Annotated in this window: 23 protein-coding genes and 1 riboswitch; of the genes, 13 read left to right on the forward strand and 10 right to left on the reverse strand. The window is 67.9% G+C overall.

Annotation, left to right across the window (positions count from 1 at the left end):
* Nucleotides 1–13: 13 nt before the first annotated feature.
* Nucleotides 14–676, reverse strand: coding sequence for an endonuclease III (gene nth / locus C1876_RS04810; protein ID WP_114545589.1), 663 nt, complete (start codon nucleotides 674–676; stop codon nucleotides 14–16).
* 218 nt (nucleotides 677–894) lie between these two features.
* On the opposite strand from nth, the gene C1876_RS17810 reads away from it, so the two are divergent.
* The 7 genes from C1876_RS17810 (at nucleotide 895) to C1876_RS04845 (ending at nucleotide 11,093) form a co-directional block, all read left to right on the forward strand.
* Nucleotides 895–1,758: a MarR family winged helix-turn-helix transcriptional regulator gene (locus C1876_RS17810; protein WP_211309504.1), complete on the forward strand. Its 864-nt coding sequence runs from the start codon at nucleotides 895–897 to the stop codon at nucleotides 1,756–1,758.
* A gap of 195 nt (nucleotides 1,759–1,953) precedes the next feature.
* Nucleotides 1,954–3,678: an ABC transporter ATP-binding protein gene (locus tag C1876_RS04820; protein WP_114545590.1), complete on the forward strand. Its 1,725-nt coding sequence runs from the start codon at nucleotides 1,954–1,956 to the stop codon at nucleotides 3,676–3,678.
* Nucleotides 3,678–5,510: an ABC transporter ATP-binding protein gene (locus C1876_RS04825; RefSeq protein WP_114545591.1), complete on the forward strand. Its 1,833-nt coding sequence runs from the start codon at nucleotides 3,678–3,680 to the stop codon at nucleotides 5,508–5,510. The genes C1876_RS04820 and C1876_RS04825 overlap by 1 nt, the downstream gene beginning before the upstream one ends.
* A gap of 77 nt (nucleotides 5,511–5,587) precedes the next feature.
* Nucleotides 5,588–5,914, forward strand: coding sequence for a type II toxin-antitoxin system Phd/YefM family antitoxin (locus C1876_RS04830; protein WP_114545592.1), 327 nt, complete (start codon nucleotides 5,588–5,590; stop codon nucleotides 5,912–5,914).
* Nucleotides 5,901–6,215: a type II toxin-antitoxin system RelE/ParE family toxin gene (locus tag C1876_RS17600; protein ID WP_158544617.1), complete on the forward strand. Its 315-nt coding sequence runs from the start codon at nucleotides 5,901–5,903 to the stop codon at nucleotides 6,213–6,215. Before C1876_RS04830 ends, C1876_RS17600 begins: the two co-directional genes overlap by 14 nt.
* A 220-nt stretch (nucleotides 6,216–6,435) precedes the next feature.
* Nucleotides 6,436–10,110: a transcription-repair coupling factor gene (gene mfd, locus C1876_RS04840; RefSeq protein WP_114545594.1), complete on the forward strand. Its 3,675-nt coding sequence runs from the start codon at nucleotides 6,436–6,438 to the stop codon at nucleotides 10,108–10,110.
* On the forward strand, nucleotides 10,107–11,093 hold the full coding sequence (locus C1876_RS04845; protein ID WP_114545595.1) for a DMT family transporter: 987 nt from the start codon (nucleotides 10,107–10,109) through the stop codon (nucleotides 11,091–11,093). The genes mfd and C1876_RS04845 overlap by 4 nt, the downstream gene beginning before the upstream one ends.
* Here C1876_RS04845 and C1876_RS17940 read toward each other — a convergent pair.
* The 3 genes from C1876_RS17940 to C1876_RS04855 are packed head-to-tail and all read right to left on the reverse strand — an operon-like array spanning nucleotide 11,075 to nucleotide 11,994.
* Complete coding sequence (locus C1876_RS17940) at nucleotides 11,075–11,389, reverse strand: SdpI family protein (RefSeq protein ID WP_244910041.1); 315 nt, start codon at nucleotides 11,387–11,389, stop codon at nucleotides 11,075–11,077. The two genes, C1876_RS04845 and C1876_RS17940, sit on opposite strands and share 19 nt — an antisense overlap.
* Nucleotides 11,390–11,440: 51 nt before the next feature.
* Complete coding sequence (locus tag C1876_RS17945; protein WP_244910042.1) at nucleotides 11,441–11,704, reverse strand: DUF1648 domain-containing protein; 264 nt, start codon at nucleotides 11,702–11,704, stop codon at nucleotides 11,441–11,443.
* Nucleotides 11,701–11,994 (reverse strand): autorepressor SdpR family transcription factor, encoded by a 294-nt coding sequence (locus C1876_RS04855; RefSeq protein ID WP_244910043.1) that lies wholly within the window; start codon nucleotides 11,992–11,994, stop codon nucleotides 11,701–11,703. The genes C1876_RS17945 and C1876_RS04855 overlap by 4 nt, the downstream gene beginning before the upstream one ends.
* 142 nt (nucleotides 11,995–12,136) lie before the next feature.
* Here C1876_RS04855 and C1876_RS04860 point away from each other — a divergent pair, with 142 nt between their 5' ends.
* Entirely contained in the window at nucleotides 12,137–13,231 is a 1,095-nt protein-coding gene (locus C1876_RS04860; RefSeq protein WP_114545596.1) for a dipeptidase, read from the forward strand.
* Nucleotides 13,232–13,392: 161 nt separating this feature from the next.
* Entirely contained in the window at nucleotides 13,393–14,883 is a 1,491-nt protein-coding gene (locus C1876_RS04865) for a helix-turn-helix transcriptional regulator (RefSeq protein WP_158544619.1), read from the forward strand.
* On the opposite strand, the gene C1876_RS04870 is transcribed toward C1876_RS04865, so the two are convergent.
* The 6 genes from C1876_RS04870 to C1876_RS04895 are packed head-to-tail and all read right to left on the reverse strand — an operon-like array spanning nucleotide 14,880 to nucleotide 21,231.
* Nucleotides 14,880–15,281, reverse strand: a complete 402-nt coding sequence (locus C1876_RS04870) for a PaaI family thioesterase (RefSeq protein ID WP_114545598.1) — start codon at nucleotides 15,279–15,281, stop codon at nucleotides 14,880–14,882. The two genes, C1876_RS04865 and C1876_RS04870, sit on opposite strands and share 4 nt — an antisense overlap.
* Before the next feature lie 11 nt (nucleotides 15,282–15,292).
* Nucleotides 15,293–16,390, reverse strand: coding sequence for a hypothetical protein (locus C1876_RS04875; RefSeq protein ID WP_114545599.1), 1,098 nt, complete (start codon nucleotides 16,388–16,390; stop codon nucleotides 15,293–15,295).
* A 31-nt stretch (nucleotides 16,391–16,421) separates the two neighbouring features.
* A complete protein-coding gene (locus C1876_RS04880; protein WP_114545600.1) occupies nucleotides 16,422–17,540 on the reverse strand; it encodes a 4Fe-4S binding protein in 1,119 nt (372 codons plus the stop codon).
* Complete coding sequence (gene gltX, locus C1876_RS04885) at nucleotides 17,533–19,032, reverse strand: glutamate--tRNA ligase (protein WP_114545601.1); 1,500 nt, start codon at nucleotides 19,030–19,032, stop codon at nucleotides 17,533–17,535. The genes C1876_RS04880 and gltX overlap by 8 nt, the downstream gene beginning before the upstream one ends.
* Before the next feature lie 47 nt (nucleotides 19,033–19,079).
* Entirely contained in the window at nucleotides 19,080–19,823 is a 744-nt protein-coding gene (locus C1876_RS04890; protein WP_114545602.1) for a lipoprotein intramolecular transacylase Lit, read from the reverse strand.
* 43 nt (nucleotides 19,824–19,866) lie between these two features.
* A complete protein-coding gene (locus tag C1876_RS04895; RefSeq protein ID WP_114545603.1) occupies nucleotides 19,867–21,231 on the reverse strand; it encodes a glutathionylspermidine synthase family protein in 1,365 nt (454 codons plus the stop codon).
* A 319-nt stretch (nucleotides 21,232–21,550) separates the two neighbouring features.
* A riboswitch (SAM riboswitch) is annotated at nucleotides 21,551–21,644 on the forward strand.
* 8 nt (nucleotides 21,645–21,652) lie between these two features.
* Here C1876_RS04895 and metK point away from each other — a divergent pair.
* From metK to priA, 4 genes are all read left to right on the forward strand, one after another.
* Nucleotides 21,653–22,918 (forward strand): methionine adenosyltransferase, encoded by a 1,266-nt coding sequence (gene metK / locus C1876_RS04900; protein ID WP_114545701.1) that lies wholly within the window; start codon nucleotides 21,653–21,655, stop codon nucleotides 22,916–22,918.
* 378 nt (nucleotides 22,919–23,296) lie between these two features.
* On the forward strand, nucleotides 23,297–23,554 hold the full coding sequence (locus tag C1876_RS04905) for a type II toxin-antitoxin system HicA family toxin (RefSeq protein ID WP_114545604.1): 258 nt from the start codon (nucleotides 23,297–23,299) through the stop codon (nucleotides 23,552–23,554).
* A gap of 2 nt (nucleotides 23,555–23,556) precedes the next feature.
* Complete coding sequence (locus tag C1876_RS04910; RefSeq protein ID WP_158544621.1) at nucleotides 23,557–23,886, forward strand: type II toxin-antitoxin system HicB family antitoxin; 330 nt, start codon at nucleotides 23,557–23,559, stop codon at nucleotides 23,884–23,886.
* Between the two features lie 133 nt (nucleotides 23,887–24,019).
* Entirely contained in the window at nucleotides 24,020–26,488 is a 2,469-nt protein-coding gene (priA, locus tag C1876_RS04915) for a replication restart helicase PriA (RefSeq protein WP_114545606.1), read from the forward strand.
* Nucleotide 26,489 lies beyond the last annotated feature (1 nt).

Below are 26,489 nucleotides of genomic sequence, written 5' to 3' on the forward strand. Positions count from 1 at the left end.
TTCTCCTTCTCGCCTAGACCTTGCCGCAGCTGGGGCACAGGTCGCAGATGAAGCATGTCTCGCACTTCGGATGGCGGGCGATGCACGTCTCGCGCCCGAACAGCACCCATTGGTGGTTGATGGGGCCCCACCAGGAGCGCGGGTAGAGCTTGAGCAGCACGTCCTCGGTTTTGGCCGGGGTATCGGCCGAGGGGCCGGCGAACTTGAGCCGATGCGCGATGCGGAACACGTGCGTGTCCACCGCGATGCCCTCCACGATGCCGAACGCCTCGTTGAGCACGACGTTCGCGGTTTTGCGGCCCACGCCCGGCAGCTTCTGCAGCTCGTCGATGTCGCGCGGGATCTCGCCGCCGTAGTCGGCCACCACCATCTGCGCGCACCTGATGACGTTCGCGGCCTTCGTGTGGTAGAACCCGATGGTGCGGATGATGTCCTCGACGTCGCGCACGTCGGCGGAGGCGAGGTCGGCCGGGGTGGGGTAGCGCTCCCACAGGGCCGGCGTCACCTTGTTCACGCCCTTGTCGGTGGTCTGCGCGCTCAGCAGCACGGCGATGGTGAGGCGAAACGGGTTGCCGCCGTACACGAGCGCGCACTCCGCGGCGGGGTAGTGCTCGTTCATGCGCTCGGCTACCGCCAGCGCGCGTTCGCGCTTGTCTTTCATGGTTTCGCGCGGCATCAGGCTCTCCTTCGGACGCGTGTGCGGGGGATTTCCTCCCAGTATAGTGAACTTGCCCACGGCGTGAAAGCGGTTTCGGCTGAAGGTCGTTCTGCGTTGAATTGAAGGTACCTTAACAAATTTCTCGAAACGGTGTTGACAAACTATTCAGGCACCTTCATAGTGTGCAAAGTAAGGTACCTGAGCAACTAGAACACGTACTCAATGAGGAGGCACGTATGGAAGAAAAGAATGCAGCCATCGTCGAGCGCCTCTCGCGCATCGACGCGTTGATGAAGCGCTATCAGGGTCAGCGGTTTCGCGGCGGACGTCGCGGCGGGCGCCGCGGCATGGCGAACCCGCATCGCGGGCAGGGACGGGTGCTGACGCTGCTGCGCCTGCAGCCGGAGATCACCCAGAAAGACCTGGGCTACCTGCTCGACATGCGCACCCAATCGCTCGGCGAGCTGCTGTCGAAGCTTGAGAAGGCGGGCTACATCACGAAGGAGCCGTCGGAGGCCGATCGGCGCTCCATGGTGGTGAAGCTGACGCCGGAGGGCGCGAAGGCGGCCGAGAACCTGGCCGACAGCGAGGATGAATGGTCCGTCGTGTTCGGCGACTTCACCGAAGAGGAGAGCGACCAGCTCATCGCCCTGCTCGACAAGCTCATCGCTTCGCTCGAGCGCGCTGCCGAAGCCGAGGGCGGAAGCGACGGGCGCGGCCGTCCCACGCCGCCGCCCCCGCCGGCGCATCCCGATTTCGACGGATGGCTGGAGAACTTCGGCGAGTACAGCGAGCGCATGGCCGAATACGCCGAGCGCATGGGCATGGACCCGCGCGCCGCGCACGACGCGCGCGGCCGCGGAGGGTTCGGCGGGTTCGGAGGGTTCGACGGCCGTGACGGCCGTGCGGGCCGCGACGGCTTCGGCGGATTCCCGGGTTTCGACCCGCGCGCCGCAGGGTTCGACCCGAGCTCGTTCGACCCGCATACGTTCGACCCGCGCATGGCACCGGGCTTCGGCATGGACGCCGACGAAGGCGACGATCGTGCGCGCACCCGCGACGACGACTCCGCGCCGAAGCGCGAGGACGCCGACCGCTAGCATGTCCCCCGCCGGAGGCGGCAGTGCGCCGCCTCCGGCCCGAGGGCTCGTGCCCTCGCATCCCGTAATCCCTTAAAAACATCATTTCATAGCACCATGACCAGGGCTTCCCTTGGGAGCTCGCAGCTTCGCACGCGCTCGTGTGCCGATGGCTTGCGCCCTGCCGTGCGTGCTGCAACCAGAAAGGAGTTCGCTATGCTGGCTCTACTCAAGCGGCTGCCCGTCAAGGCGTCGGCCGTCGCCATCCTGTTCATCGTGCTGCAGTCGGTGTGCGCGCTGTGCCTGCCCTACGTGACGGCGCGCATCGTCGACAACGGCATCGTTCCGGGCGACATCCCCTCTATCCTCTCGGACGGTGCGCTCATGATGGCGCTCGCCGTGGCGAGCCTCGTGGCCGCCGTGTTGGGCGCGTACTTCGTCTCGCGCGTCTCGTACGAGGTGGGCCGCGACATGCGGCGCGACGTGTACGCGTCGGTGCTGCGCTTCTCGGGCAAGGAATTCGACGATTTCGGCGCGGCCACGCTCATCACGCGCAGCGCCAACGATGTGGCGCAGGTGCAGAACGTCGTGGAGATGGGGCTCAAGTTCCTCATCCTTGCGCCCATCTACCTCGTGTGCGGCATCGTGCTCACCTGGCTGCTGAACCCGGCGCTCGCGCTCGTGTTCATCGGCGCCCTGCCGTTCCTCGCGCTGGCGGCGTACGTGGTGTTCCGCTTCGCAGGCCCGCTGTACGGGCGCATGCAGGAGCTGCTCGACGGGTTGAACCTGCGCTTCCGCGAAGGGCTGACCGGCGCGCGCGTCATGCGGGCGTTCTGCCGCGAGCAGTACGAGATCGAGCGTTACGGCCAGACGAACGAGGCGTATCGCGCAACCGCGGTGAAGGCCGCCACCATCATGAGCGCGTTCATCCCGCTCGTGACGCTGTTCATGGGTTTGGCGACGGCCTTCATCGTGTGGATCGGCGGCGGTCAGATCATGGCAGGCGAGATGCAGATCGGCGCGGTCATGGGCGCTATCACGTACGCGGCGCAGATTCTCATGGCGTTCGCCATCCTCACGAGCATCATCGTGCTCGTGCCGCGCGCCATGGTGTCGGCGCGGCGCGTGCAGGAGGTCATCGATCATCCCGTGTCGGTGGACGATGCGGACGACGCGCATGCCGTCGCCTGTCCGCAGGGCAAGGATCTCGCGTTCGATCACGTGGGCTTCCGCTATGCCGGTGCCGACGGGCGGGTGCTCGACGATGTGAGCTTCTCGGTGCAGCCGGGGCAGACGCTGGCCGTGGTGGGCGGCACGGGGGAGGGCAAGACGACGCTGCTCAACCTCATCATGCGCTTCGCCGACCCCGAGGAGGGCGCCGTGCGCCTCGGCGGCGTGGACGTGCGGACCTGCTCGCTCGCCTCAGTGCGCGCCGAGGTGAGCATCGCGCCGCAGCGTCCGATGCTGTTCCAGGGCACCATCCGCTCGAACCTCCTGATGGCGCGTCCCGACGCGACGGAGGAAGACCTGTGGGAGGCGCTGCATATCGCCGACGCCGACGAGTTCGTGCGCGCGCTCCCCGAAGGGCTCGACGCCGTTGTGGACAAGGCGGGCGGCAACTTCTCGGGTGGTCAGAAACAGCGCTTGAGCATTGCCCGGGCGCTCGTGAAGCACGCGTCGGTGTACCTGTTCGACGACGCGCTGTCGGCGCTCGACTTCAAGACCGAGGCCGTGGTGCGCGCACGCTTGGCGCCGCGCGTGGCCGACGCCGTGTGCGTGGTGGTGTCGCAGCGGGCGAGCGCCGTGCTCGATGCCGACGCCATCGCCGTGCTCGACGACGGAGCGCTTGTCGGGTTCGGCAGGCACGAGGAATTAATCGACGGATGCGACGTGTACCGGGAGATCATGCACACGCAAATACAGGAAGAGGTGGCAGCGTAATGAAGGCACCAGGAGAAGGTCAGGACGCAGTGGAGTCGTCTCCCCGAGAGCTCGTGCGCACGGTGGGACGGTTGCTCGGATTCATGAAGACGAGCAAGCTGCTCATCGCGGTGGCGCTCGTGGCGGCCATCGTGGGCACGGTGCTGCAGGTGGCCACGCCGAAGATGCTGGGCGATGCGACGACGGTCCTGTTCAACGGCGCCACGTCGCACGCGATGGACTTCGGCGCGCTCGCCTCCATCCTGCTTGGCGTGTGCGGGCTGTACGCGGGTTCGTTCGTGGCGTCGTTTCTGCAACAGCGCTCGATGGTGGCCGTGGCGCAGCGCACGGCGGCCACCTTGCGTCAGCGCTTGAAGGAGAAGATGGCGCGCGTGCCCATCTCGTATCTGGACGGGCGCGCTACGGGCGATCTCATGTCCGTGGCCACGAACGACGTGGACAACATCGCCGAGAACCTGCAAGAAGGCCTCGTGATGTTGGTGACGAGCGTCGTGCTGTTCGTGGGCGTGTTCGTCATGATGCTCACCATCAGCCCGCTGCTCACGCTGCTCGCCTGCATCATGGTGCCCGGCGGCCTGCTGGTGGCGAAGCTGCTCACCGGCCCGGCCAAGCGCAACAACCGGTACTACTACACCCATCTGGGTTCGCTCAACGCGCACGTGGAGGAGACGTACCAGGGCTTCGCCGTGGTGAAGGCGTTCGGCGGCGAGGGGGCGGCGCTGGCCGATTTCGACGAACGCAACGAGAACATGTACCGCACGGGATGGCGCGCCCGCTTCTTCGGCGGCATCATGATGCCGTGCATGATGCTGCTGGAAAACGCGTCGTACGTGCTGATCGCCGTCGTGGGCGCGGTGCAGGTGGTGGGCGGCGGCATGCCCATCGGCAACCTGCAGGCGTTCTTGCAGTACTCATCGCAGTTCTCCGACCCCATCACGAAATTCTCCATGGTGTGGACGAACGTGCTGTCCGCCGTCGCGTCGGCGGAGCGCGTGTTCGCCGTGCTCGATGCCGAGGAGATGGGCGAAGCCGACGGGACGGGCGCGCTGGCGCCGGCGACGTTGGCGACGTTGGCGACGGACGGGGAGCTGCCGAAGGTGGCCTTCCGCGACGTGTCGTTCGGCTACGGCGACGAGCCGCTCATGGAGCACTTCGACCTCGAGGTGAGCGAAGGGGCCACGGTGGCCATCGTCGGACACACCGGTGCGGGCAAAACCACCCTCATCAACCTGCTCGAGCGCTTCTACGACGTGGACGGCGGCGCCATCGAGCTCGACGGAGCGGACATCGCCAGCTTGAGCCGCGAAGAGGTGCGCGGACGCATGGGCATGGTGCTACAGGACCCGTGGCTGTTCACCGGCACCATCTACGACAACATCGCCTACGGCAACCCCGACGCTGCCCCTGAGCAGGTGCGCGCGGCGGCGAAGGCGGCCTATGCCGACGAGTTCGTGCGCAAGCTGCCGCACGGTTTCAACACGGTGCTGTCCGAGGACGCCGACAACATCAGCCAAGGCCAGCGCCAGCTGCTCACCATCGCCCGCGCCTTCGCGGCCGACCCCGAGATCCTCATCCTCGACGAGGCCACCTCGAGCGTCGACGGGCGCACCGAGCTCATCATCCAGCGCGCCATGGCCGAGCTCATGCGCGGCCGGACGAGCTTCGTCATCGCGCACCGCCTGTCCACCGTGGTGAACGCCGACGTCATCGTGGTCATGGACCACGGCGCCATCGTCGAGCAGGGCACCCACGCCGAGCTGCTCGCCCGCGGCGGCGCCTACGCGTCCCTCTACGAAAGCCAGTTCGAGCAGAAACCCGCCGCGGCCGCGTAGCGCGCCTCGTACCTTGACACGCAGCTGCTCATTCAGTAAACTATCAGTATTATATCGTTATAGTGATAGGATATGATATGCCGCACATTATCCCGTCGACGGATCTGAGAAACCGCTTTCCCGAAGTGGAGGAGCTTGCCAAGAAATCAGGCGAGCCCATCTACCTGACCAAGAACGGGCGCGGAAGCCTCGTGCTCATGGATATCGATGCCTTCGAGGAGTATCAGCTCGACAAGGTTTGGCATCGCTACGTCGGGGATGCGCTCGCCGAAGCCGAGCTGCACGAACGCACGGGCGCTTCGTCGTATCGGGATATGGAGCTCGCCTTCGAAGAGCTGCTCGACGAGCCGCTGGAGGACAGGGGCTCGAAGCGCGAGCAGGGTGCGCACCGTGAAACCGCGTAAGGTCGAGCTGCTCGACGATGCGGTGGAGGATCTGCGAGCGATCAGGGGTTACGTGTACCGCGCATCGAAATCGAAGCAGGTGGCCGACAGCTATCTGAAGAAGATCAGGCGACGTCTGCGGCCGCTCGAATACGGGGCGGCCGCATATCCTCGGTATTTCTATCAAGGGGGTAAGAACTCGGGGTTCAGGTTCTGCGTAACCGAGAACCATGTGGCATTCTTCACGTTCGACGAGGAGCGCGTGCGGGTGAAGCGGGTGCTTCACAAGCGCATGAACTTCGACGACACGCTTGTTGATTGAGCTTGCCGGCGCTTTCGTGCTGAGGGCCCTTGGAGTGCGCCGTCGGTCGTGCTGGCTGTGGTTTCTCCTTCACGGGACGATTTCACGGCGGGCGCGGAGGCCGCTCGTGTAGTAGAATCGACAGCGTTTGTCCGCGCTTGCGCGGACGGCATGCAGAAACCTTGCACGAAGCCGCGAAATGCGGCTTTTCGTGCTGCGCGCATACGGAAGAGGACTCACTATGCTCATCGACTCGCTCACGTTCACGCTGGAGAAATCGGGCTGCCTCGACGCGTTCTGGGGCAAGCTCGACGCGGGCGAAGACGGCACGCTCGGCGTGGCCTCGTCGGCCCGCCCCTTCCTCGTGGCGGCGCGCTTCGCCCACAAGCCGCAGCCGACGCTCGTCGTGGTGGCGGGCGAGGACGCGGCCGTGGCCTTCTCGCGCAGCCTCGCGGCCTACCTGGGCGACGAACGCGTCATGCGCTTCCCCGAGCGCAGCGACTTTCCCTTCGTGCCGAAGCCGAGCGACCCGGCGCAGGTGGCTCGCCGCATGGAGGCCGTGCACGCGCTGGCGAGCGGGCGCAGCGTCGTGGTGGTGGCAAGCGCCCGCGCGCTGCTGCGCGCCCTGCCGCCCGTGGGTTCCGACGTGCACGTTCCCGTGGCGCTCGAGGCGGGGCACGAGCTGGCGGACATGCCCGGCGCGCAGGCGGCGAGCGTCACCGAGTTCGAGGATCTGGCGTACGCGCTCGAGGAGCGCGGCTATCAGAACACCGGCGAGTTGGACGGCCCCGGCACCTTCGCGGTGCGCGGCGGCACGATCGACGTGTTCCCCGGCAACCTCGTGTACCCGGTGCGCCTCGACTTCTTCGGCGACGAGCTGGAGGAGATTCGCCGCATCGTGCCCACGACGGGACAGACCATCGCCGCGCTGCCGAGCGTGAGCATCTACCCCGTGGTGGAGTTCTCGTGCTCGAAGCGGGGGCTGGCCCGCGCGCGTCAGAAGCTCGAACGCCCTGCCGCGACGAACCCGGTGCTGCGCGACGTGCTGGAGAAGCTGGACGGCGGTCTGCGCTTCGACGGCTCCGACATGCTGCTGCCGTACCTGTACGCCGCCACGGCGACGCTCGGCGACTACGTGCGCCCCGGCGCGCTCACCGCGCTGATCGAGCCGCGCTCGCTGTTCGACGACATGAGCCACGCTTTCGACGACGTGGTGGGCCGCGCGAAGGGATCGAGCATCCCCGTGGACGGTCTGTACGAGCAGCCGGCGAACGTGAGCTTCGGCGAAGGCCAGCGTGCCACGTACGTGTCCATCATGCGCGTGGGCGGTCAGGTGGACGACGAGCTGCCCGTGAAGCGCGTCGAAGTGGCGGGGCATCCCGACAAGCTGTTCGGCCGTCTGCGCAGCCTCGTGGACACGGACTACACCGTGGTGTTCAGCGCGCCGAACTTCCGCGCCCGCCAGGACATGAAGCTGGCCTTCGTAGACCACGGCCTGCCCATCCAAGAAGCGCTGGACGGGGGAGAGACGTATGGCGACAAAGGTGCGCTCACGGGCTCTACTCATGGCGCCGCGGAGGGGCTTGCCGGTGCGCACGCGCTCCCCGCGGCGCAAGGAGGGGGAACGCAAGTCGAACGCTCGCAAAGAGGGGGAACGCAGGTTGAACCCCCGCAAGAAGGGCGCGCGTCTCTCGCGGCGCAAGAAGGCGCTCCGTCGGCCGACGCTGCCCATGCGCTCGCGGTCGCGAAGCGGCAGCTTCGGCGGGGCGTGGTCAACGTCGTGGACGTCGACGTGCCGCTCGGCATGATCATCCCGAAGGCGAAGCTGGCCATCGTGAGCGTGTCGGACACGCAGGGCGCGTCCTCGTCGCGGCCGAGCCGCCACATCGACATCACCGAGATCACCTTCCCCTACCAGCCGGGCGACTACGTGGTGCACGCCGCGCACGGCGTGGCCTACTTCAAGGAGCTCGTGCGGCGCGACGTGGACGGCACGGCGCGCGACTACCTGCTGCTCGAGTACTCCGAGGGCGACAAGCTGTACGTGCCGGTGGAGCAGCTCGACCGCGTGACGCGCTACGTGGGGCCCGAGGGCGCAAGCCCGCGCCTCACGCGCCTCAACACGGCCGACTGGTCGCGCGCGCTCGCGAAGGCGCGCAAGGCCACCAAGAAGCTCGCGTTCGACCTCGTGGACGTGTACGCGCGCCGCGCCTCGACGCAGGGCTACCGCTTCGGCCCCGACACCGTGGCGCAGCGCGAGATGGAAGAGGCCTTCCCCTATCAGGAAACGCCCGATCAGCTGGCCGCCATCGCCGACGTGAAGGCCGACATGCAGTCCGCGAAGCCCATGGACCGCCTCGTCTGCGGCGACGTGGGCTTCGGCAAAACCGAGGTGGCCCTGCGTGCCGCGTTCAAGGCGACGCAGGACTCCAAGCAGGTCATGGTGCTGTGCCCCACCACCATCCTCGCGCAGCAGCATTACACGAACTTCAAGGAGCGCTGCGAGCCCTTCGGCGTGAAGGTGGAAGTGCTCTCGCGCTTCCGCACGCCCGCGCAGCAGGCCGCCGCGCTCAAGGGCTTCCAGGAGGGCGACGTCGACGTGCTGGTGGGCACGCATCGCCTGCTCAGCCGCGACGTGAACCCGCACGATCTGGGACTGGTCATCATCGACGAGGAGCAGCGGTTCGGCGTGGGCCACAAGGAGCAGATGAAGAACCTGCGCGAGTCCATCGACGTGCTCACGCTGTCGGCCACGCCCATCCCGCGCACCATGCAGATGTCGCTGTCGGGCGTGCGCGACATGAGCCTCATCCTCACCGCGCCCGACGAACGCCGTCCCGTCGAGGTGCACGTGGGCGAGTGGGACCCCGACCTCGTGAGCGCCGCCATCCGCCGCGAGCTCGCGCGCGGGGGGCAGGTGTACTACGTGTCGAACCGCGTGCGCTCCATCGAGGAGGCCGTGCGCCGCGTGACGGCGGCCGCCGGCGAGGCGCGCGTGGGCGTGGCGCACGGGCAGATGTCGAAGGAGCAGCTCGAGCGCGTGATGGAGGACTTCAGCGCCGGCGAGCTCGACGTGCTCGTGGCCACCACCATCATCGAGAGCGGCATCGACAACCCGCACACGAACACGCTCATCATCGAGGACTCGCAGCGCCTCGGCCTCGCGCAGATGTACCAGCTCAAGGGCCGCGTGGGTCGTTCGTCCACGCAGGCGTACGCCTTCTTCATGTTCCCCGAGAACATGGAGCTCACCGAAGAGGCCGCCGCGCGCCTGACGGCCCTCAACGAGCACCAGGACCTCGGCAGCGGCATGCGCATCGCCATGCGCGACCTCGAGATCCGCGGCGCGGGCAGCCTGCTGGGCGCCGAGCAGTCGGGCAACATGAGCGCGGTGGGCTTCGACCTGTTCGCGCAGATGCTGAACCAGGCCGTGAGCGCCACGCGCGAAGGCGACCTCAAGGCGATGGACGCGCTGCCGCCCGCGCTCAGCGACATCACGGTGAACGTGCCGGGGCACACCTACCTGCCGGAAGAGTACGTGCCCGACGCCGACGAGCGCGTGCTGTGGTACCGCAAGATCGCGTCGGCCGCCACCGAGCAGGCCGTCGAGGACGTGCGCGCCGACTTGGCCGCCAAGCGCCCCGACATGCCGCAGGCGGCGAAGAACCTGCTGGAGAAGGCGCGCATCAAGGCCTACGCCAACGAGCACCACATCAAGACCGTGTCGGTGACGGGCGGCAAGCTCGTGGTGGAGCCCATCGACATCGCGCGCGACAAGATGACGGGCCTGCGCCGCTCGGGCGGCCGCTACCTGGCCGACAAGCGGAAGCTGTCGCTGCCCCTGCGCCACTTCAAGCTGGACGAGGGCGACAACCTGCTGGGTCCCGTGGCGCAGTTCCTCGAGGAGCTGGCATGAGGGAGCGCATAGCCGAGGGGGCGTCCGTGTTCCGGCGCCGCCATACGAAGGGCGTGCTCTGCGCGCTCGTGGGCGCGGCCCTCTGGGGCTTCTCGGGCGCGTGCGCTCAGTTCCTGCTGGCTAACTACGACATCACGCCCTCGTTCATCACCGCCGTGCGCATGCTGGGCGCCGGCGCGCTGTTCCTCGCGGTGCTCGTCGTGCGCAACCGCGCCCAGCTGCGCGCCATGCTGGGCGACCGGCGCACGGTGGGCCAGCTCGCCGTCTTCGGCGGCGTGGGGCTGTTCCTGTGCCAGATCACCTACACCATCGTCATCGGGTACACGAACGCCGGCACGGCCACCGTGCTGCAGACCACCGGCATCGCGTTCGTCATGCTTGCCACGTGCCTGTTCATGCGGCGGTTGCCGCGCATGCGCGAGATCGTCGGGCTCGTCGCTGCGGTGGCGGCCACGTGGCTCATCGCCACACAGGGCGACCCGAGCGCGCTGTCGCTGCCCCTCGTGGGTTTGATCTGGGGTATCGCGAACGGGTTATCGGTGGCGTTCTACATCATGTACCCAAAGAAGCTGTTCGCGCGCTGGGGCAGCTTCGCGGTGACGGGCCTCGGCATGCTCGCCGGCGGCGTCGTGGCCACGGCGGTCTACTTCGGCGGCGCCGCGTTCGGGCAGCCGCTCGCGTTGCCGGCGCTCGACGCGGCGGGGCTGCTCGTGTTCGCGGCGTTCATCGTGATCGGCACGTTCGCCGCGTTCGCGCTGTACCTGCACGGCGTGTCGGTGGTGGGCTCGGTGCAGGGCAGCCTGCTCGGGGCCGTCGAACCCGTCAGCGCCACGGTGTTCTCGGCGCTGTGGCTGGCCACGGCGTTCACGGGCGCCGACCTCGCGGGCTGCGCCCTCATGATAGCCATGGTGTTCCTCGTCACCACCGAAGACCCCGCCGCCTCGCAGGAAGCGGTTGAGGAAGACTACTCCGAGTGCGTGTAGTGGGCGCGGTATAGCACGTAGGTCGCAACGATGCTGACCGCGGCCGCGACCAGGAGTATGGCAACCATGGCGGGCATGACGAGGTCTGTCGGGAGCACGACTCCGCCGATCAGCGTGAGCGCGCCTGCGACGATCATCGCGCGTCCGCCGAAGCGTTGCGCCTTGCGCCACACTTCGGCGTTGCTGAGGCTCCAGGGCGTGCGCAGTCCGAAGGAGTCGTTCCGATCCGATTTCGGCATAACGTTTCCGCAGGCGATGAACGCGATGCCGGCGACGAGCGCGCTGCCTCGGCTCACACGCTTCTCGGCGTGATGCAGCGCCCTTCCCCTGTTGCGCCGGCGATGCGGCTATTGGACGTGAGCGGCTTTCGGCCGGCGCAAGGAGGGGACGTTACATTCGTCGCTCCGCTTCGCGGTGAAGGCGAGGCCCAGGCCGAACACGAGCGCGAGCGCGGGGAACCACAGGTGCTCGTACTTGCTGCCGATGCGGTTCGCGTCGCCGTTGTTTCCGAAGTGCACAGGAACCTGGTCGGGCATCAGCAAGAGGAAAGCCGCATCCATGATGACGTTGAGCGCGACCAGGAGATACACGACCCGATAGATGGTTTTCATAGGTTCTGCTCCTTCAGGTTGGCAATCCATAGCAGCGTCTCTTCGAGCACGGAGGCTTTCAACTCGTAGTAGATGAATCGTCCCTCGGGGTAGTCGCGCACGAGGCCCGCGTTCTTCAGCACCGATAGGTGCCGCGAGATCGCGGGGGCTGAGATGTCGAACAGCTCGGCGATCTCGCCTGCCGCCATGCGCTCGTGCTTGAGGTGCTCCAAAACCTCCCGTCGAACGGGATCGGACAAAGCCTTGAGTGTTTCCTGGATGCCCATGACGCGCGCGTCGTCCTCCGCCACAACATTTAACCTTTCGGTTAAATATAGCAGATCGGATCGGAGAAGGCAATCGGAGCGGTTTGTGCTATCGTGACGGGAGCAAGGGCCGAGGGCTCGGCGTGCAAGGCGAAGGTGCGATGGTTCGAGACGAAGGGATGATCCGATGGGCGCGTTTCTCACGTTGGAGGAGTTGGCGACTGAGGAGGCGGGCCGCATCGCGCGGGAGCGCGGGCAGGCGGCGGCTGGCAAGCTGAGGGTGTTCGACCTGCACTGCGACACGCTCGACCGCATCGCGTTTTCGGGCGATCCGTCCGTGCCGGGCGGCTTCGCCGAGCACGATGCGGCCGTGCCGCGCCATCGCATGGCCACGCTCGCCGACAACGACGCGCATATCTCGCTCGCGCGCACCGAAGGGTTCGCGTGGTGCCAGTGCTTCGCGGCGTTCATTCCCGACGAGGTGCACGGCGAGGCGGCATGGGGCCTGTTCGAACGCGTGCGCGGCGTGCTCGCGCGCGAGCTCGACCGCTGCGGCGACAAGCTGGCCTTGGCGCGCACGTGCACCGAGATAGACGCGATCCACGCCGCGGGCAAGACGGCGGCGCTGTTCACCGTGGAGGGCGCGTCGTTTCTCGAAGACGACGAGCGGGCCGAGACCCGGCTCGATGCGCTGGCCGATGCGGGCGTGCGCATGCTGACCCTCACGTGGAACGGCCCGAACGCGCTGGGCAGCGGCAACGACACGCGCCACGGCCTGACCGGGTTCGGCCGCGCGATGGTGGGGGAGCTCGAGCGGCGCGGCATCGTGGTGGACGTGTCGCACCTCAACGACGCGGGGTTCAAGGACGTGTGCGACGTGGCCGACCGGCCGTTCGCCGCCTCGCACTCCAACGCGCGCGCCGTGTGCGGGCACCCGCGCAATCTCGCCGACTGGCAGCTGCGCGAGTTGGCCGACCGCGGCGGCATCGCGGGCCTCAACTTCTGCGTGCAGTTTTTGAGCGATGCCCATGCCGACCCGACCCGCGATGACGTGCTGCGCCATGTCGACCACGTCCTCGAGACGGCGGGCGAGCACGTGCTCGCGCTCGGCAGCGATTACGACGGCTGCGACGTGCCCAGCTGGCTGAACCCGTGCAGCAGCATCGGCGCCCTCCACGAGCTGCTGGCACGCGAGTTCGGCCGTCCGATTGCCGACAAGGTGTTCTTCGAGAACGCGCACGGCTTCTTCTCCCGGATGGAGGATGCCGCGCCGCGCTCGTGACGGCTGCGGGCCCGTCAACCTCGACCCGCCGTCTGTGGACTTGCCGCGCAGGTGCGGGCGTCTCGGGGCGACGGCGCGCAGGTTCCCTATAATAGTGCTCAATTTGGATGCGCCGCTTCGGTGATGCGGCCGAGGTCGACGGAAAAGGGGGAGCGGGCAGCGTGAGGAACGGGGAGGCTTTCCAGCCGCGGTGCATCGCTTTGCTTGCCGCGCTGGAACTCTGCGCGTTGACGCTCGCCATGCTGGCGAGCCCTGCCGCGGGCCCGTACCCCTCGTACGCGGGCTTCGCCAACGCCCTGGCATCGGCGCTCGCCTTGGCCGCCCTGCTGCTCGTCGCGGCGAAGCGGCCGTCGTTGCTGCGCGCGGCCGCAACCCCGTGGCTGCTCCTCGCCTCGTTCGTCGTCGGCATCGCGCTCATCGGCTACGGCTGCGGCGAGCACTCGTCCGTGGCCGTGCTCGCGGGCTGGCTGCTCGTGTCGCTCGGCGCGGCGTGGCTCGTGGTGCTCGCGGGATCGTGCCTCGCGCGCATGGATGGCTCGGCCTGCTTGCGCACGGTGTTCTCGTCGTTCGCCCTCGTCTTCGTCATCGCCGAGTTCGCCATGCCCTTCATGAGCGGGCTTCCCTACGCGCGCGCCGCGCTGCTCGGGTTCGCGCTCGTCACGTTCGGAGTCGCGTTCGCCCTCGGGCATGCGCGCGGGAGCGCGGCCCTCGAGGTGCTCTGCGCCGCCGTCGCGCAACCGGCCCCCGTCCGCCGCTCGTGGCGCGCCGGGACGCGCGCGGGCTCTCCCGTCCTGTTCGCGGTGATCTTCGCGCTCGGCATCGTGTCGGGCTATGCCACGTTCGCGGTGTTCGGCGAGCGCGGCGGCGCGGGCCTCAGCTACGCTGCGCTCTTCGCCGCGGTGCTCGTATGCGCGATCGCCTCACGCTTCTCGAAGAACCGCATCGACGTCGCGTTCCACTTCGGGCTGCTGCTCGTGCTGGCCGGGCTGCTCGTGGTGCCTTTCGTCGGACAGGCGGGCGTCGGCGCGGCTGTGGCGCTGTCCCATGTGTCGAACACCCTGCTCATGGCTGGTTCGGAATGCTTCGCCATCCTCGTGTGGGCGGTTCTCGCTCGGCGCGGCTTCCTCGATCCGTCGCGCGCGCTCGTTGCGTTGGCGGGCGGTCGTCTGGCGGCTGCGTTGGGCGCGCTCGTCGGGTTGATCGTGGGCTCGTCGGCCCGCTCGTTCTCGGCGGTGAACCCGGTCGTGCCCGACGCCATCGCCGTCGCCCTCGCGTTCATGCTCGTGGCGTACTGCCTCATCGGGCTGCGCAGCTTCAGCTTCGAGGAGTCCGTCGACGGCGTGTCGCCGGACGAGGCGGAAGGGGCGTCGCCGGTCCCGGCGGTAGCCGCCGCGCCGCCTACGGAGGTCGATCCTGCAGCCGCGGTGGAACGACGCTGCGAGCGTCTGGCGGCCCTGCGCGGGCTGACGGGCCGGGAAGAGGAGGTGCTCAAGCTGATGGCGCGCGGCCGCAGCGGCGCCTACATCGCCGAGCACCTGGTGATATCGCAGAACACGGTGAAGACCCACGTGAAGCACATCTACGCGAAGCTCGATGCGCACTCGCAGCAGGATGTGGTCGACCTCGTGTTCGAGGCCGACACGTCGGTTTAGCGGTAGCAGGTGGCGGTCATCTTCGCGATGGCCTTGCCCAGGTCGTCCTCGACGAGCACCGTGTAGAATCCCAGGTGGCGGCCCGGCTTGTCGCAGACGGCCGTGGCGGTGAGCTTCGCGCCCTTCGTGGAGCGGAAGAAGCTGATGGAGGAGTCCACCGACACGGTGGGCTCCTCTCCGATGTTGCAGCAGATGGCCAACGCGAAATCGGCCAGGGTGAAAATGGCGCCGCCCATGACGTTGTCCATGGCGTTCTTGTGCACGTCTCCCAGCACCATCTCGCATACGGCGCGCCCGCGCGCACCCTCCACCACGCGGCACCCCGCTGCCTCGGTTGCGAACCGGTCGTTCGCGAACACGGCCTCGATCTCGTCGCGCGTGGGATGGTCGGGAAGCATGGGGCGCCTTTCTATTCCGCGGGGGTGGCCGTGGCGGCGTACAGCTCGAGCCACTCGCCGTCTTGCACGGTGATGGTCTGCGAGCCGCCCTTCACCACGTACTTCGTGTCGGTGATGGAGTCGTCGTCGAAGGCGAGGTCCTTCATGATGAAGGCGGCGCTCTCGCTGTCCGCGACGGCCGCGGCCTCGTCCTGCGTCGTCACGGTGTACGTGCCGGCCGGGATGTCGGTGCCCACGAGGAACAGGCCGCACTCGTAGGGCGCTTCGGGCTTGAAGTCGGCTTCGTCGGCCAGGTACATGCGGTCGTTGGCCGCTCCCATGAACACGACGAGGTCGCCTTCCTCGAGGTCGGCGAAGTAGTTGCCGAAGTAGGCCACGGCCGACTGGATGTCGTAGCCGCCGGAGCCGTCGCCGTCGAACACCGAGAAGTAGCCCTCTTCGCCCGTGCTGCCCTCGAAGAAGTAGCGGCCCGGTTCGATATCGGCACCCGCGCCTACGCGGTACACGCCCGACGTGCACTTCCCGTCGATGACGTTGTTCGGCAGGTTACCGGCCGCCTCCTTGATGCTCTCGTAGGTGAGCTGGCCCGAATAATCCCCGCTGTCGGAATCGTCGTAGGGATAGTTGTAGCGGTAATCGTAGTCGTCGTAGGAATCGGAGTAGCCGTAATAGGAGCTGTCGTAGCGCTCGCCCATCATGACGGCGCACGACACGCATCCCACCAACCCGCCGACGAACAGCACGAACGCCACGAGGCATCCGCCGAGCACCCACGGCCACACCTTCTTCTTGGGCTGCTCGGGCGCGACGGGGTACGGCGGCTGCGCCGGATAGCCCGGGTAGGGCGGCTGCGGGGCGGCGCCGTAGGGTTGCTGTCCGTACGGCTGCTGCGGGGTTTGGCCGTACCCGTAGGGCTGCTGCGGCTGCGGTTGCTGCGGGGCCTGCCCGTACGGCGCGCCGTAGGGCTGCTGCGGGGCATACGGCTGCTGCCCGGGCGGCGGAGGCGGCACGGGAGCGCCGGGAGCCGCCGGTGCGGGCTGCTGCGGGGCGTCGTTGCCCTGCGCGTTCTGATCGTCGCTCGGGAACGTGGGCTCTTCTGGTGCGGTCATGCGAGGCTCCTTGCCTTGGGGCGGGCGGGTTTTAAGCTTGCGGATGCTCGTCTTCGTCGGGCGCGAACACGGCGGCCGTGGTCTCGACGAGTTCCACGGCGCCGTGCGGGCACGCGTCCACGCACAGGCCGCAGCCGATGCAGTACCGCGCGTCGTAGTCGAGGGTGCCGTCCTCGGGGCTGGGGAAGCGCGCGCCCGTGGGGCAGGCTTCGACGCAGGCGAGGGAATTCGTGCAGAGGCTGCAGTCGGTTTCCGAGATCACCACCGGCACGCGCTCGGCGATGTCGGGATTGCGGTCGATGGCTTCCAGCAGCAGCTGGCGCTTCGGCCACATGGTCTTCTTCGTGCGGCCGGCGGGAACGAACTCGTTGAACTGCACGCCGTCGACGAGGTTGAGGCGCGCCCGCGCCCGGGCACGCTCCTTGCGCTCGTAGAACTGCTGCAGCACCTCGGAGTTGCGCAGGCGGCGCTTGCCCGACGCGATGTCGCCCACATCGCCCACGAGGTTCGTGAACGCGCTGCGCCGGTCGACGCCTTCGGGGTTGGCCAGATCCTTGACGAGGTTCTCCTTCTCGGGGATCACGTCGAGGTAGCCCACGCTCTGCCCGCTCCACTCCTCGGCCGTCTGCACGGCGTGGGAGTACAGCAGCTCGCCCATGTCGCCGGCGCGGTCGCACTCGGCGCAGTAGGCCAGGTCGGCGGAAATGCGCACGGGGATGTTCTCGGTCAGCACGAGCGTCCAGAACTCGGGCGACAGGCACGCCAGGCACGGCAGCACCACGACGTTCGCGGCCGGCTCGAGCCCGGGGAAGATGTTCTCCTTGCAGGTGAGCACCACGTCCTCGCCGCGCAGGGCGATGCGGCGGATGCGCGCGTGCACGTCGATCATCGTGACGCGCGAGGAGGAGAACGCGTCGCAGATACCCAGGCAGATGCCGCAGCGCGTGCACGCATCCGCGTCGATGACCGGACGGCCGTCCTCCGCGAAGCTGATCGCGTCGTGCGGGCAGGCCAGCGCGCAGCGGTCGCATGCCGCGCCGTGCGTGCGCGTGCAGTAGTCGCGCAGCACGACGATCTGGTTGGGGCGGCTCTCCGCGTCGGCGGAGGGGCCGCCGGCCTGCTCGGGCATGTTGTCAGGGGCGTCAGCCACCGAACACCTCTTTCGTCACGTAATCGATGCGGGCCAGCACGTCTTCGCGGGGCAGAAGCTCGATGCTCTCGAACAGCGGCGGCGACACCATGTTGCCGCAGACGGCCACGCGCAACGGCTGGAACAGCAGCTTCGGCTTGAGCTCGAGCTCTTCGCCGCGGGCGCGGCACGCTTCCTGGAGCGGCTCGGCCTTCCAGGCAACGCTCTCGTCGGCCAGCACGCTGCGGCAGGCGGCCAGGGCTTCATCGGCACGGGCGCCTTCCTTCTTCAGCACCTTGGTCACACTCTTCTCGTCGAGCTCGCGCACCTCGGGCCCCCAGAACATGAAGGCCAGCTTGTTCGCCACGTCGTCGAGGCGCGTGAGGCGCTCGGCCACGAGCGGGTACAGGCCCAGGTAGAAATCCGGCCGCGCCGCGATGTCCTCGGGCGTGGCGCCGATCTCGAGCAGCCACGGCAGCGATGCCTGCACCCAGGCGTTCGCTCCCATGTCCTTGACGTACTGGCCGTTCATCCAGTCGAGCTTCGTCTCGTCGAACACGGCGTCCTTCTTGGTCACGCGGTCGAGGCTGAACTTCTCGCACAGCGTGGCGCGGTCGATGAGCGTGGTCTCGCCGTCGAGCGACCAGCCCAGCAGCGCGAGGAAGTTCACCATGGCGTCGGGCAGGTAGCCGCGTTCGCAGAACTCCTCGACCGAGGCCGCGCCGTGGCGCTTCGACAGCTTCTTGCCGTCGGGGCCGAGGATCATCGACAGGTGCGCGAACGTGGGCACGTCGAAACCGAGCGCCTCGTAGATGAGGATCTGGCGCGGGGTGTTGGACAGGTGGTCGTCGCCGCGGATGACGTGCGTGACGCCCATGTTGGCGTCGTCGCACACCACGGCGAAGTTGTAGGTGGGGGAGCCGTCGGTGCGCACGACGATCATGTCATCCATCACCTCGGCGGGGAAGCTCACGTGGCCGTACACGGCGTCGTCGAACTCGATGGGCCCGTGGTTCTCGGGCACGCGCAGGCGCCACACGTGCGGCTCGCCGGCTTCGATGCGGCGGGCGGCTTCGGCGGGGTCGAGGTCGCGGCACGTGCGGTCGTAGCCCGCGTAGCCGCCTTCGTTCGCCTCGGCGGCGGCGCGCTTTGCGTCGAGCTCCTCTTTCGTGCAGAAGCAGGGGTACACGCTGCCGCGCTCCTTCATGAGCTCGAGCGCCGCGGCATACGTGTCCATGCGCTGCGTCTGGAAGTAGGGGCCGGCTTGGCCGCCCACCTCGGGGCCCTCGTCCCAGTCGAGGCCGAGCCACTTCATGGCATTGAGGATGACCTGCACGTTCTCCTCGGTGGAGCGCTCGGGGTCGGTGTCCTCGATGCGCAGGATGAAGTCGCCGCCCATCGCGCGGGCGAACGCCCAGTTGTAGATGGCCGTGCGCGCGCCGCCCACATGGAGGCGGCCGGTCGGGGAGGGTGCGAAGCGCACGCGAACGCGCGCGTCGATTGCGTTGGTCATGGAGCGGATCCTTTACGTCTCGTCGTTCGTCGTGCGTGGGCCCGCGCCTAGCGGGCGGGCGTGCGGCGGCGCAGCAGGGCGCCGACCACGATTGCCAGTATAGACAACAAGCCGGTGGCCGCAAGCCACACGGCCCCCATCCCCATCCAAAATTCGGGAGGATACATGGTGATGAGCAGCGAATCGTAGGAGAAGGTCCAGGTGCCGCTCGCGAAGAACAGCGAGTGGAAGGCGGCGAAGAAGCCGTTGAAGTCCACGACCACCCATGCGGCCAACAGCGCGAAGGCCGCCACCACGACGATGCCCGCGGCCAAAAGCACGCCGCCGAGCGCGCGGCGCCCCACGCGGATGGCCATGTGGGCGCAGGCGGCCACGGCCAGCAGCGCGATGATGGCGAGCGCGATGCGCGCGGCCACCACGACACGGTACACGTCGTCGAGGTGCGACAGCGCGTCGGACGTGAGCGTGTACTGCTCGGGCGCGGCGGCGAGGCCCGTTTCGTCGGCCGTCGCGTAGCGCGTGTTCGCGCCCTCGTTGATGTCGTGCAGCATGGCGAACACGGCCTCGCGGTCGTTCGAGCCCACCGTGTAGTCGCGCGTCACCACCGCCGCATGCACGAGCTCGTCGTGCGAAAACGGCGTGTCGGGATTCCCCTTGCCCGAGAACGCCCCCGCAAGCATCTCCGTGGTCTGCGGAAACGCCGCGCACGCAACGAATCCCGCCGCCACAAGCGTCACCGCCAGCGACACGACGGCAACAACTGCCGCCACCTTGTTGATCAGGTTGGACATAACGTTCCTCTCCCCAGCTCTCATAGCGCGTCCAAGAAGGGCGTTAATCCACCCAGATCGTGGCGGCGGTCATCCCCTGCATGTCCTTCGAGATCGTCGGCAGGGGGCCGAGGCGGCTGAACACGCCGGTGAACATGCCGTCGTAGAGGTACAGGCCGTTCAGGTTGTTGTAGCGCTTCGGTTCGTCGGACACCTCGTCGTCGGGCAGCTCGTCGATGCCCGCGTCGGGCGGCAGCGTCTCGGTCTTGAAGGGGCGGATGTAGCGCTGCACGATGAAGGGGAAGCCGGCGCGGCCGTTCGCGAACTTGTCGATGAGCGCTTCCCACTCCTCCTGCGAGACCGAGCAGCCGGCGTACACGTCGTCGGCGCCGTAGTGGTCGGTGGGCTTGATGATCCATTCGTCCTTGTTCGCGCGGATTTGCGGCACGTTGATGTAGTCGTCGTCGAGGAAGGCCGTCATCGGCACCGTCTCCTCGATGAAGGAGATATCGTCGCCGTCGAGGAACGCCACGGTGCGCTCGTCGAACAGTACCTTGAAAATCTGCTTGTCGTGCACGATGTGCCCGGCGAAGCTGCCGATGAGCGCCACCTTTTCGGCGCGCACGGCGTTGAGCAGCTCCTGCGAGTCGTCCCAATGGTCGATGACGTCGTTCGTCACGCAGCGGCGCCAGATGGCGTCCACGCGCTGTCCGTCCTTGTCGCGCAGCACCTCGCCGTCGAAGCTCAGCTCGCGCACGTCGGCCACGACGCATTCCACGCCGCGCTGGCGGAACAGGTCGGCGTAGATGTGGAACTCGTCGACCACGCCGTTCTCGAGATAGTCGCAGATGGCGATGCGCGGGTTGTCGACGCGCCGCTCGTAGGTGGCGTAGATGTCCAGGAACGCCTGCACCCACGATTCGAACAGCTCGCAGCCCTGCACCTGATGGCGCTCGGAGAAGCGCTTGAACGTCTCGGACTGCGCCACCGACGTGGTGATCTCGCGGTTCTCGTTCATGCCCGAGGAGCCGTCGGCGTTGAACTCGCAGAACTTCACGCGGTAGTCGTCCTCGTCGATGAACGTGTCCACGCGCGCGAACGGCAGCACCGACGCGTAGCCGCGCGGCAGCAGGATGAGCTCCTCGAGGCGCGGGTCGAAGTCGAAGGCGCGGCGGTACTCGGGGTCGTCCAGGTAGTGCTCGATAACCTTGCACAGGATGCGGTGCGCCGTCTCGGCCGTGTCCTTCATCACCTCGTAGGTTTTCTTGTTGAACAGGCGCGGGATGAACGAGCAGGCCACCACCTGGTGGTGCACGATGGCCGTGGAGCGCTGCATGTAGTCGTACGCGGCGCGCCGTCCGGCGATGTCGCCGCCCAGTTCGTCCATGATCTGGAAGTACTCGTGCGTGTAGTCGGCATTGGTGGGCATGGTGCGTCCTTTCGGAACACCGCTTCCGAGGCATCGCGCGCCTCGGGGCGGGGGCTAGGTTTCAGCCGAAAAGTGTACCATGAGCTGCGCGGCCCGATCGAGGAAGTTGCCGTATCGCCACAGGAACGGCGGTTGCGCGCCACCTTTGCGCGACCCCCTTCGGGCGCTCCGTCGGGTGCGGCTGCGAGCGGAAGCCGGAGGCGCTGTCCGGGCAGTCGTGGTGGTTGCGCGCTTGCCGTGCATTCGCCCTTGCGCGGATGTCGCTTTCAGGGTACCATCGGCAAGGTTTACGGGCGTTCCGGCCGCTTGCGCGGTTCCCGTTTTATCAAGAGTCGGGGGAGAGAGTTGGCTCGATGATCCCGACACCAACCTGGCTGTATATGCCAAGGTGGTCCGGCCTACACCGATGAAGGAGGAATTCATGGCCGAAGTTTCATCATATCTGTTCACATCCGAATCCGTTACCGAGGGGCACCCCGACAAGGTGTGCGACCAGATCTCGGACGCCGTCCTCGACGCGATCCTCGCCAAGGAGATCGAGCTCGCCGCCGCCGGCTACGTGGCCCCCGGCGGGCAGGCCGCCGATCCCGCGCAGGTGCGCTGCGCCTGCGAGACGCTGGCCACCACCGGCATGGTGATGGTCACGGGCGAGATCCGCACGCAGGCCTACGTCGACGTGCCGGCCATCGTGCGCGAGGTGCTCTCCGACATCGGCTACGACCGCGCGAAGTACGGCTTCGACTGCGACACGTGCGGCGTGCTCAACGCCATCCACGAGCAGAGCCCCGACATCGCGCAGGGCGTCGACGAGAGCTGGGAGGCCCAGCACGGCCTCGCCGGCGACGACGACCCCTACGAGCGCATCGGCGCGGGCGACCAGGGCATGATGTTCGGCTACGCCTGCGACGAGACGCCCACGCTCATGCCGCTGCCCATCTACCTGTCGCACCGCCTGGCCGAGCGCCTGGCCGAGGTGCGCAAGGACGGGACGCTGCCGTATTTGCGCCCCGACGGCAAGACGCAGGTGTCCGTGCGCTACGAGGGCGGCCGCCCTGTGCGCGTGGAGAAGGTCGTGGTGTCCACGCAGCACGCGGAGTCGGTCGGGCACGACGAGCTGTACGCGGCCGTCGTCGACCAGGTGGTCATGCCCGTCCTGGCGCGCGAGGGCGTGGCGCTGTCGCCGGACGCCGAGATCTACGTGAACCCCACCGGCCGCTTCGTCATCGGCGGCCCCATGGGCGACGCGGGCCTCACCGGCCGCAAGATCATCGTGGACACCTACGGCGGCATGGGCCGCCACGGGGGCGGGGCGTTCTCCGGCAAGGACTGCACGAAGGTGGACCGCTCGGGCGCCTACGCCGCGCGCTGGGTGGCCAAGAACGTGGTGGCCGCCGGCCTCGCCGCGCGCTGCGAGGTGCAGCTGGCCTACGCCATCGGCATGGCGCGCCCCGTCTCGGTGATGATCGACACCTTCGGCACGAACGCGGTGCCCGAGGCCGACATCATGGCCGCCGTCGAGGGCGCGTTCGACCTGCGCCCCGGCGCCATCATCGACGCCCTCGACCTGCGCCGCCCCATCTACCGCAAGACCGCCGCCTACGGCCACTTCGGCCGCGAGCTGCCCGAGTTCACCTGGGAGCGCACTGACAAGGCCGACGCCCTGCGAAAGGCCTGCGGCCTGGCGTAAACTAACTCCCTGCTTCGGTTCCGATTCCGGCCCGCTTTCCGCGGGCCGGCTTTGGTTTACGGGGGATTCTTATTAAAAGAGTACAAATGTACGTTTATTTGTGTTATACTGCGTCCAACGAAAAGAGCCAGTGCAGGCGCATCGCTCGCAAGCCGTCCCGCAGGGCGGTCTCTGCGCGACGCCCATAGATGGCGGCGGGGTTCCGCGCCGCCCGTACCACGCCCGCAAGATCCTCTGAGCAACGGAATACGCCTTGCGCGTCCGCGATAAGCCGCTTCGCAAGGCGGGCGGGAGGTGCCCGATGGCCGCGTTGGCGAGACGTCCCTTGAGTTTTCCAGGTATTGCAACTATAATTCAGTTGCAACTAAAGGAACCGTCATGACGAGCGTCGATCGGCTCGCTGCCCGACTGATGGCTTGTCCTCGGACGTTCCGTTTCGACGATGCGGTGCGGGTGATGGCCTGGTACGGATTCGCGCTCGACGGCAAGGGAAAAACGTCGGGTTCCCGCATTCGCTTTTATCGGGAAAGCGATGGGCGAATGCTGCTCATGCATGTGCCCCATCCAGGTAGCGAGATGCGTGCTGCGGCTGTGCGCACGATGGCCGCTTTCTTGAAAGAGGCGGGAAGGAGATGAACGTGGGAAACGCGCTGAGGTATCGAGGCTATACGGCGCTCGTCTCGTACGATGCAGAGGGCGGATACCTGTTCGGCAACGTAGCGGGGATGCGCGACGCCATCTACTTCGAGGGCGACAACGCCTCGGAGATCGTGCAGTCCTTCCATGCGGCTGTGGACGACTACCTGGCTTTCTGCGAGGAAAAAGGCAAAAACCCGGAAAAGCCATTCAAGGGGACGTTCAACGTGCGCGTCGGCGCAGAACTGCACGAGCGCGCCGCATTGAAGGCGGCAGAAAGGAACGAGTCGCTCAACCAGTTCGTCATCGAGGCGCTGGCGGCGGCGGTATAGTGTCTAAAACCGTAGGTGAAGATCATGTTCGACGAGCGTGCGCCGCGCCGGACGACCAAAGGGTTTCCTGCGCAATGTGGGTGGAGGAGCCGGCGGGGCGGCGGCTGCGGGAGCCGTGGGGTATACTGGGGGCATGAAACTTGCATCCGTTATCCTCGACATTCCCACGCAGGCGCTCGACGCGCCGTACACCTACGCCGTCGCCGACGAGGCCGCCGCGGGCGATCAGCCGGTGGAGGTGGGCTGCGCCGTGCTCGTGCCGTTCGGGCATCGGCAGGCGGTGGGGTTCGTCATATCCCTCGACGAGCGCGCCGAGGGCGACTGGCCCGCGGGGCTCGACCCCGCCAAGCTCAAGGGCATCGTGCGCGCGGTGAGTCGCCCCTATTTCGACGAGGAGGGCGCCGCGTGCGCGCAGTGGCTCTCGGAGCGCTACGTCGCGCCGCTGTCGTCGTGCGTGCGCCTGTTCACGCCGCCGGGCGGCGTGCCGCGCATGGTGCGGGCGCAGGGCGGCTACTGGCGGCTCGAAGAGCCCTCGGTGGGGGAGGTGGACGACCGCTGGGTGGTGCCCGGCCCGTCGTTTTCCGACTTCGAGCCGCGCAAGAACGCCGTGAAGCAGGCGTCCATCGTGGCGGCGCTCGAGCGCGGCGAGCTGCGCGTGGCGGAGCTGTCCGCCGAGTTCGGCGCGGTGTCCTCGCCGCTCAAGACGCTTGAGAAGCAGGGCGTCGTGGTCATCGAGCACCGCCGCCGCATGCGAGGCTTTGCCGTTCCGCCGGCTTGTCAGCCGTCGGAACCTGCCGACGCTGCGGCCTCCTGCGGCACCCGATCTCGCGGCGATGCCGGAGACTCGCGTACCGAAGTACGCTTCGCCTCCGCCATCCCCACGATCTCGGGCACCGCAGGAGCCCTCGCTGACGTTGGCGGACCGGGGGGATCTTTCGTTCCCAGCCCCAAGCCGCCGCTCACGCCCGGGCAGGCCGCCGCGCTCGCCGCCATCGACGGCGCGCGGCAGCGCGGCGCGGGCGAGGTGGTGCTCGTGGACGGCGTAACCGGCTCGGGCAAGACGGAGGTGTACCTGCAGGCCATCGAGGCCACGCTGGCCGCCGGCCGCACGGCGTGCGTGCTCGTGCCCGAAATCTCGCTGACGCCGCAGACCGTCGCGCGCTTCCGCGGCCGCTTCGGCGACATGGTGGCCGTCATGCACTCGCGCATGAGCCAGGGCGAGCGCTACGACCAATGGGACTTCATCCGCTCGGGCGCGGCGCGCGTGGTGGTGGGCGCCCGCAGCGCCTTGTTCACGCCGCTCGCGAACCTCGGCCTCGTCGTGATCGACGAGGAGCACGAGGGCTCCTACAAGCAGGACAGCGCCCCGCGCTACCACGCCCGCGACGTGGCCGTATGGATGGCGCGCCGCGCCGGCGCCGCCGTGGCGCTGGGCTCGGCCACGCCGTCCATCGAGGCGCTGCACGCGTGCGCGAAGGACCCGGCGTGGCATCACGTGGATCTGCCCGAACGCGCCAACGGCAAGCCGCTGCCCGCGGTGCAGGTGGTGGACATGGCGAAGGAGTTCAGCGGCGGCTCACGCTCGATGTTCGCGCTGCCGCTCGTGCGCGCCCTCGAAGAGGAGCTCGCGGCGGGCCGCAAGGTGGTGCTGCTGCTCAACCAGCGCGGATTCGCGAAGTTCCTGCTGTGCCGCGAATGCGGGTTCGTGCCCGAGTGCCCCTCGTGCTCCACGTCGCTCACCTACCACGAGCGCGGCAACTTCCTCATCTGCCACCACTGCGGGCATCGCGTGACGGCGCCGCCCGTTTGCCCGGAATGCGGCAGCCCCTACCTCAAGAAGTTCGGGGCGGGCACGCAGCGCGTCGAAGCCGAGCTTCGCGTGCTGCTCGACGGCATGCCGGGCGTGGGCGCGTCGGTGCCCATCGTGCGCATGGACGCCGACACCACGAGCGGCAAGGGCGCCCACCAGCGCCTGCTCGAGGAGTTCGCCGCCGCCGACGCGGCCGTTCTGCTGGGCACCCAGATGATTGCGAAGGGGCTCGACTTCGAAGACGTCACGCTCGTGGGCGTCATCAACGCCGACACCATGCTCAAGCTGCCCGACTACCGCGCCGCCGAGCGCACGTTCGCCCTCGTGGAGCAGGTGGCCGGCCGCGCGGGCCGCGCCGAGCTGCCGGGCCGCGTGCTCGTGCAAACCTACGAGGCCGACGCGGCTCCCATCCGGGCGGCCGCGTCCTACGACCGCGCGCTGTTCCTGCGCGACGAGCTGCCGAAGCGCCGCCTGCTGGGCTACCCGCCCTACGTGCGCATGGCGAACGTGCTGGTGTGGGGCAAGGACGAGCCGGCCGTCCGGCGCGTGGCGGGCGAGCTGCAAGCGGGGCTCGAGGAGGTCGTGCGCGACTTCGGCGGCGACGGCTGGAGCGTGCTGCCCGCCACGCCGTGCGTGCTCGCGAAGCTGCGCGGCACGTACCGCTGGCACATCGTGGTGAAGTGCCCGACCGACGCCGACCTGTCCTGTGTGCTGCTGCCCCTGTTCCGCCGCCGCAAGCCCGACAAGGACGCGAACGTGGCCGTGGACGTCGACCCGGACGATCTGCTGTAAC

Source organism: Eggerthella sinensis (genome assembly GCF_003339815.1).
Classification (GTDB): domain Bacteria; phylum Actinomycetota; class Coriobacteriia; order Coriobacteriales; family Eggerthellaceae; genus Eggerthella; species Eggerthella sinensis.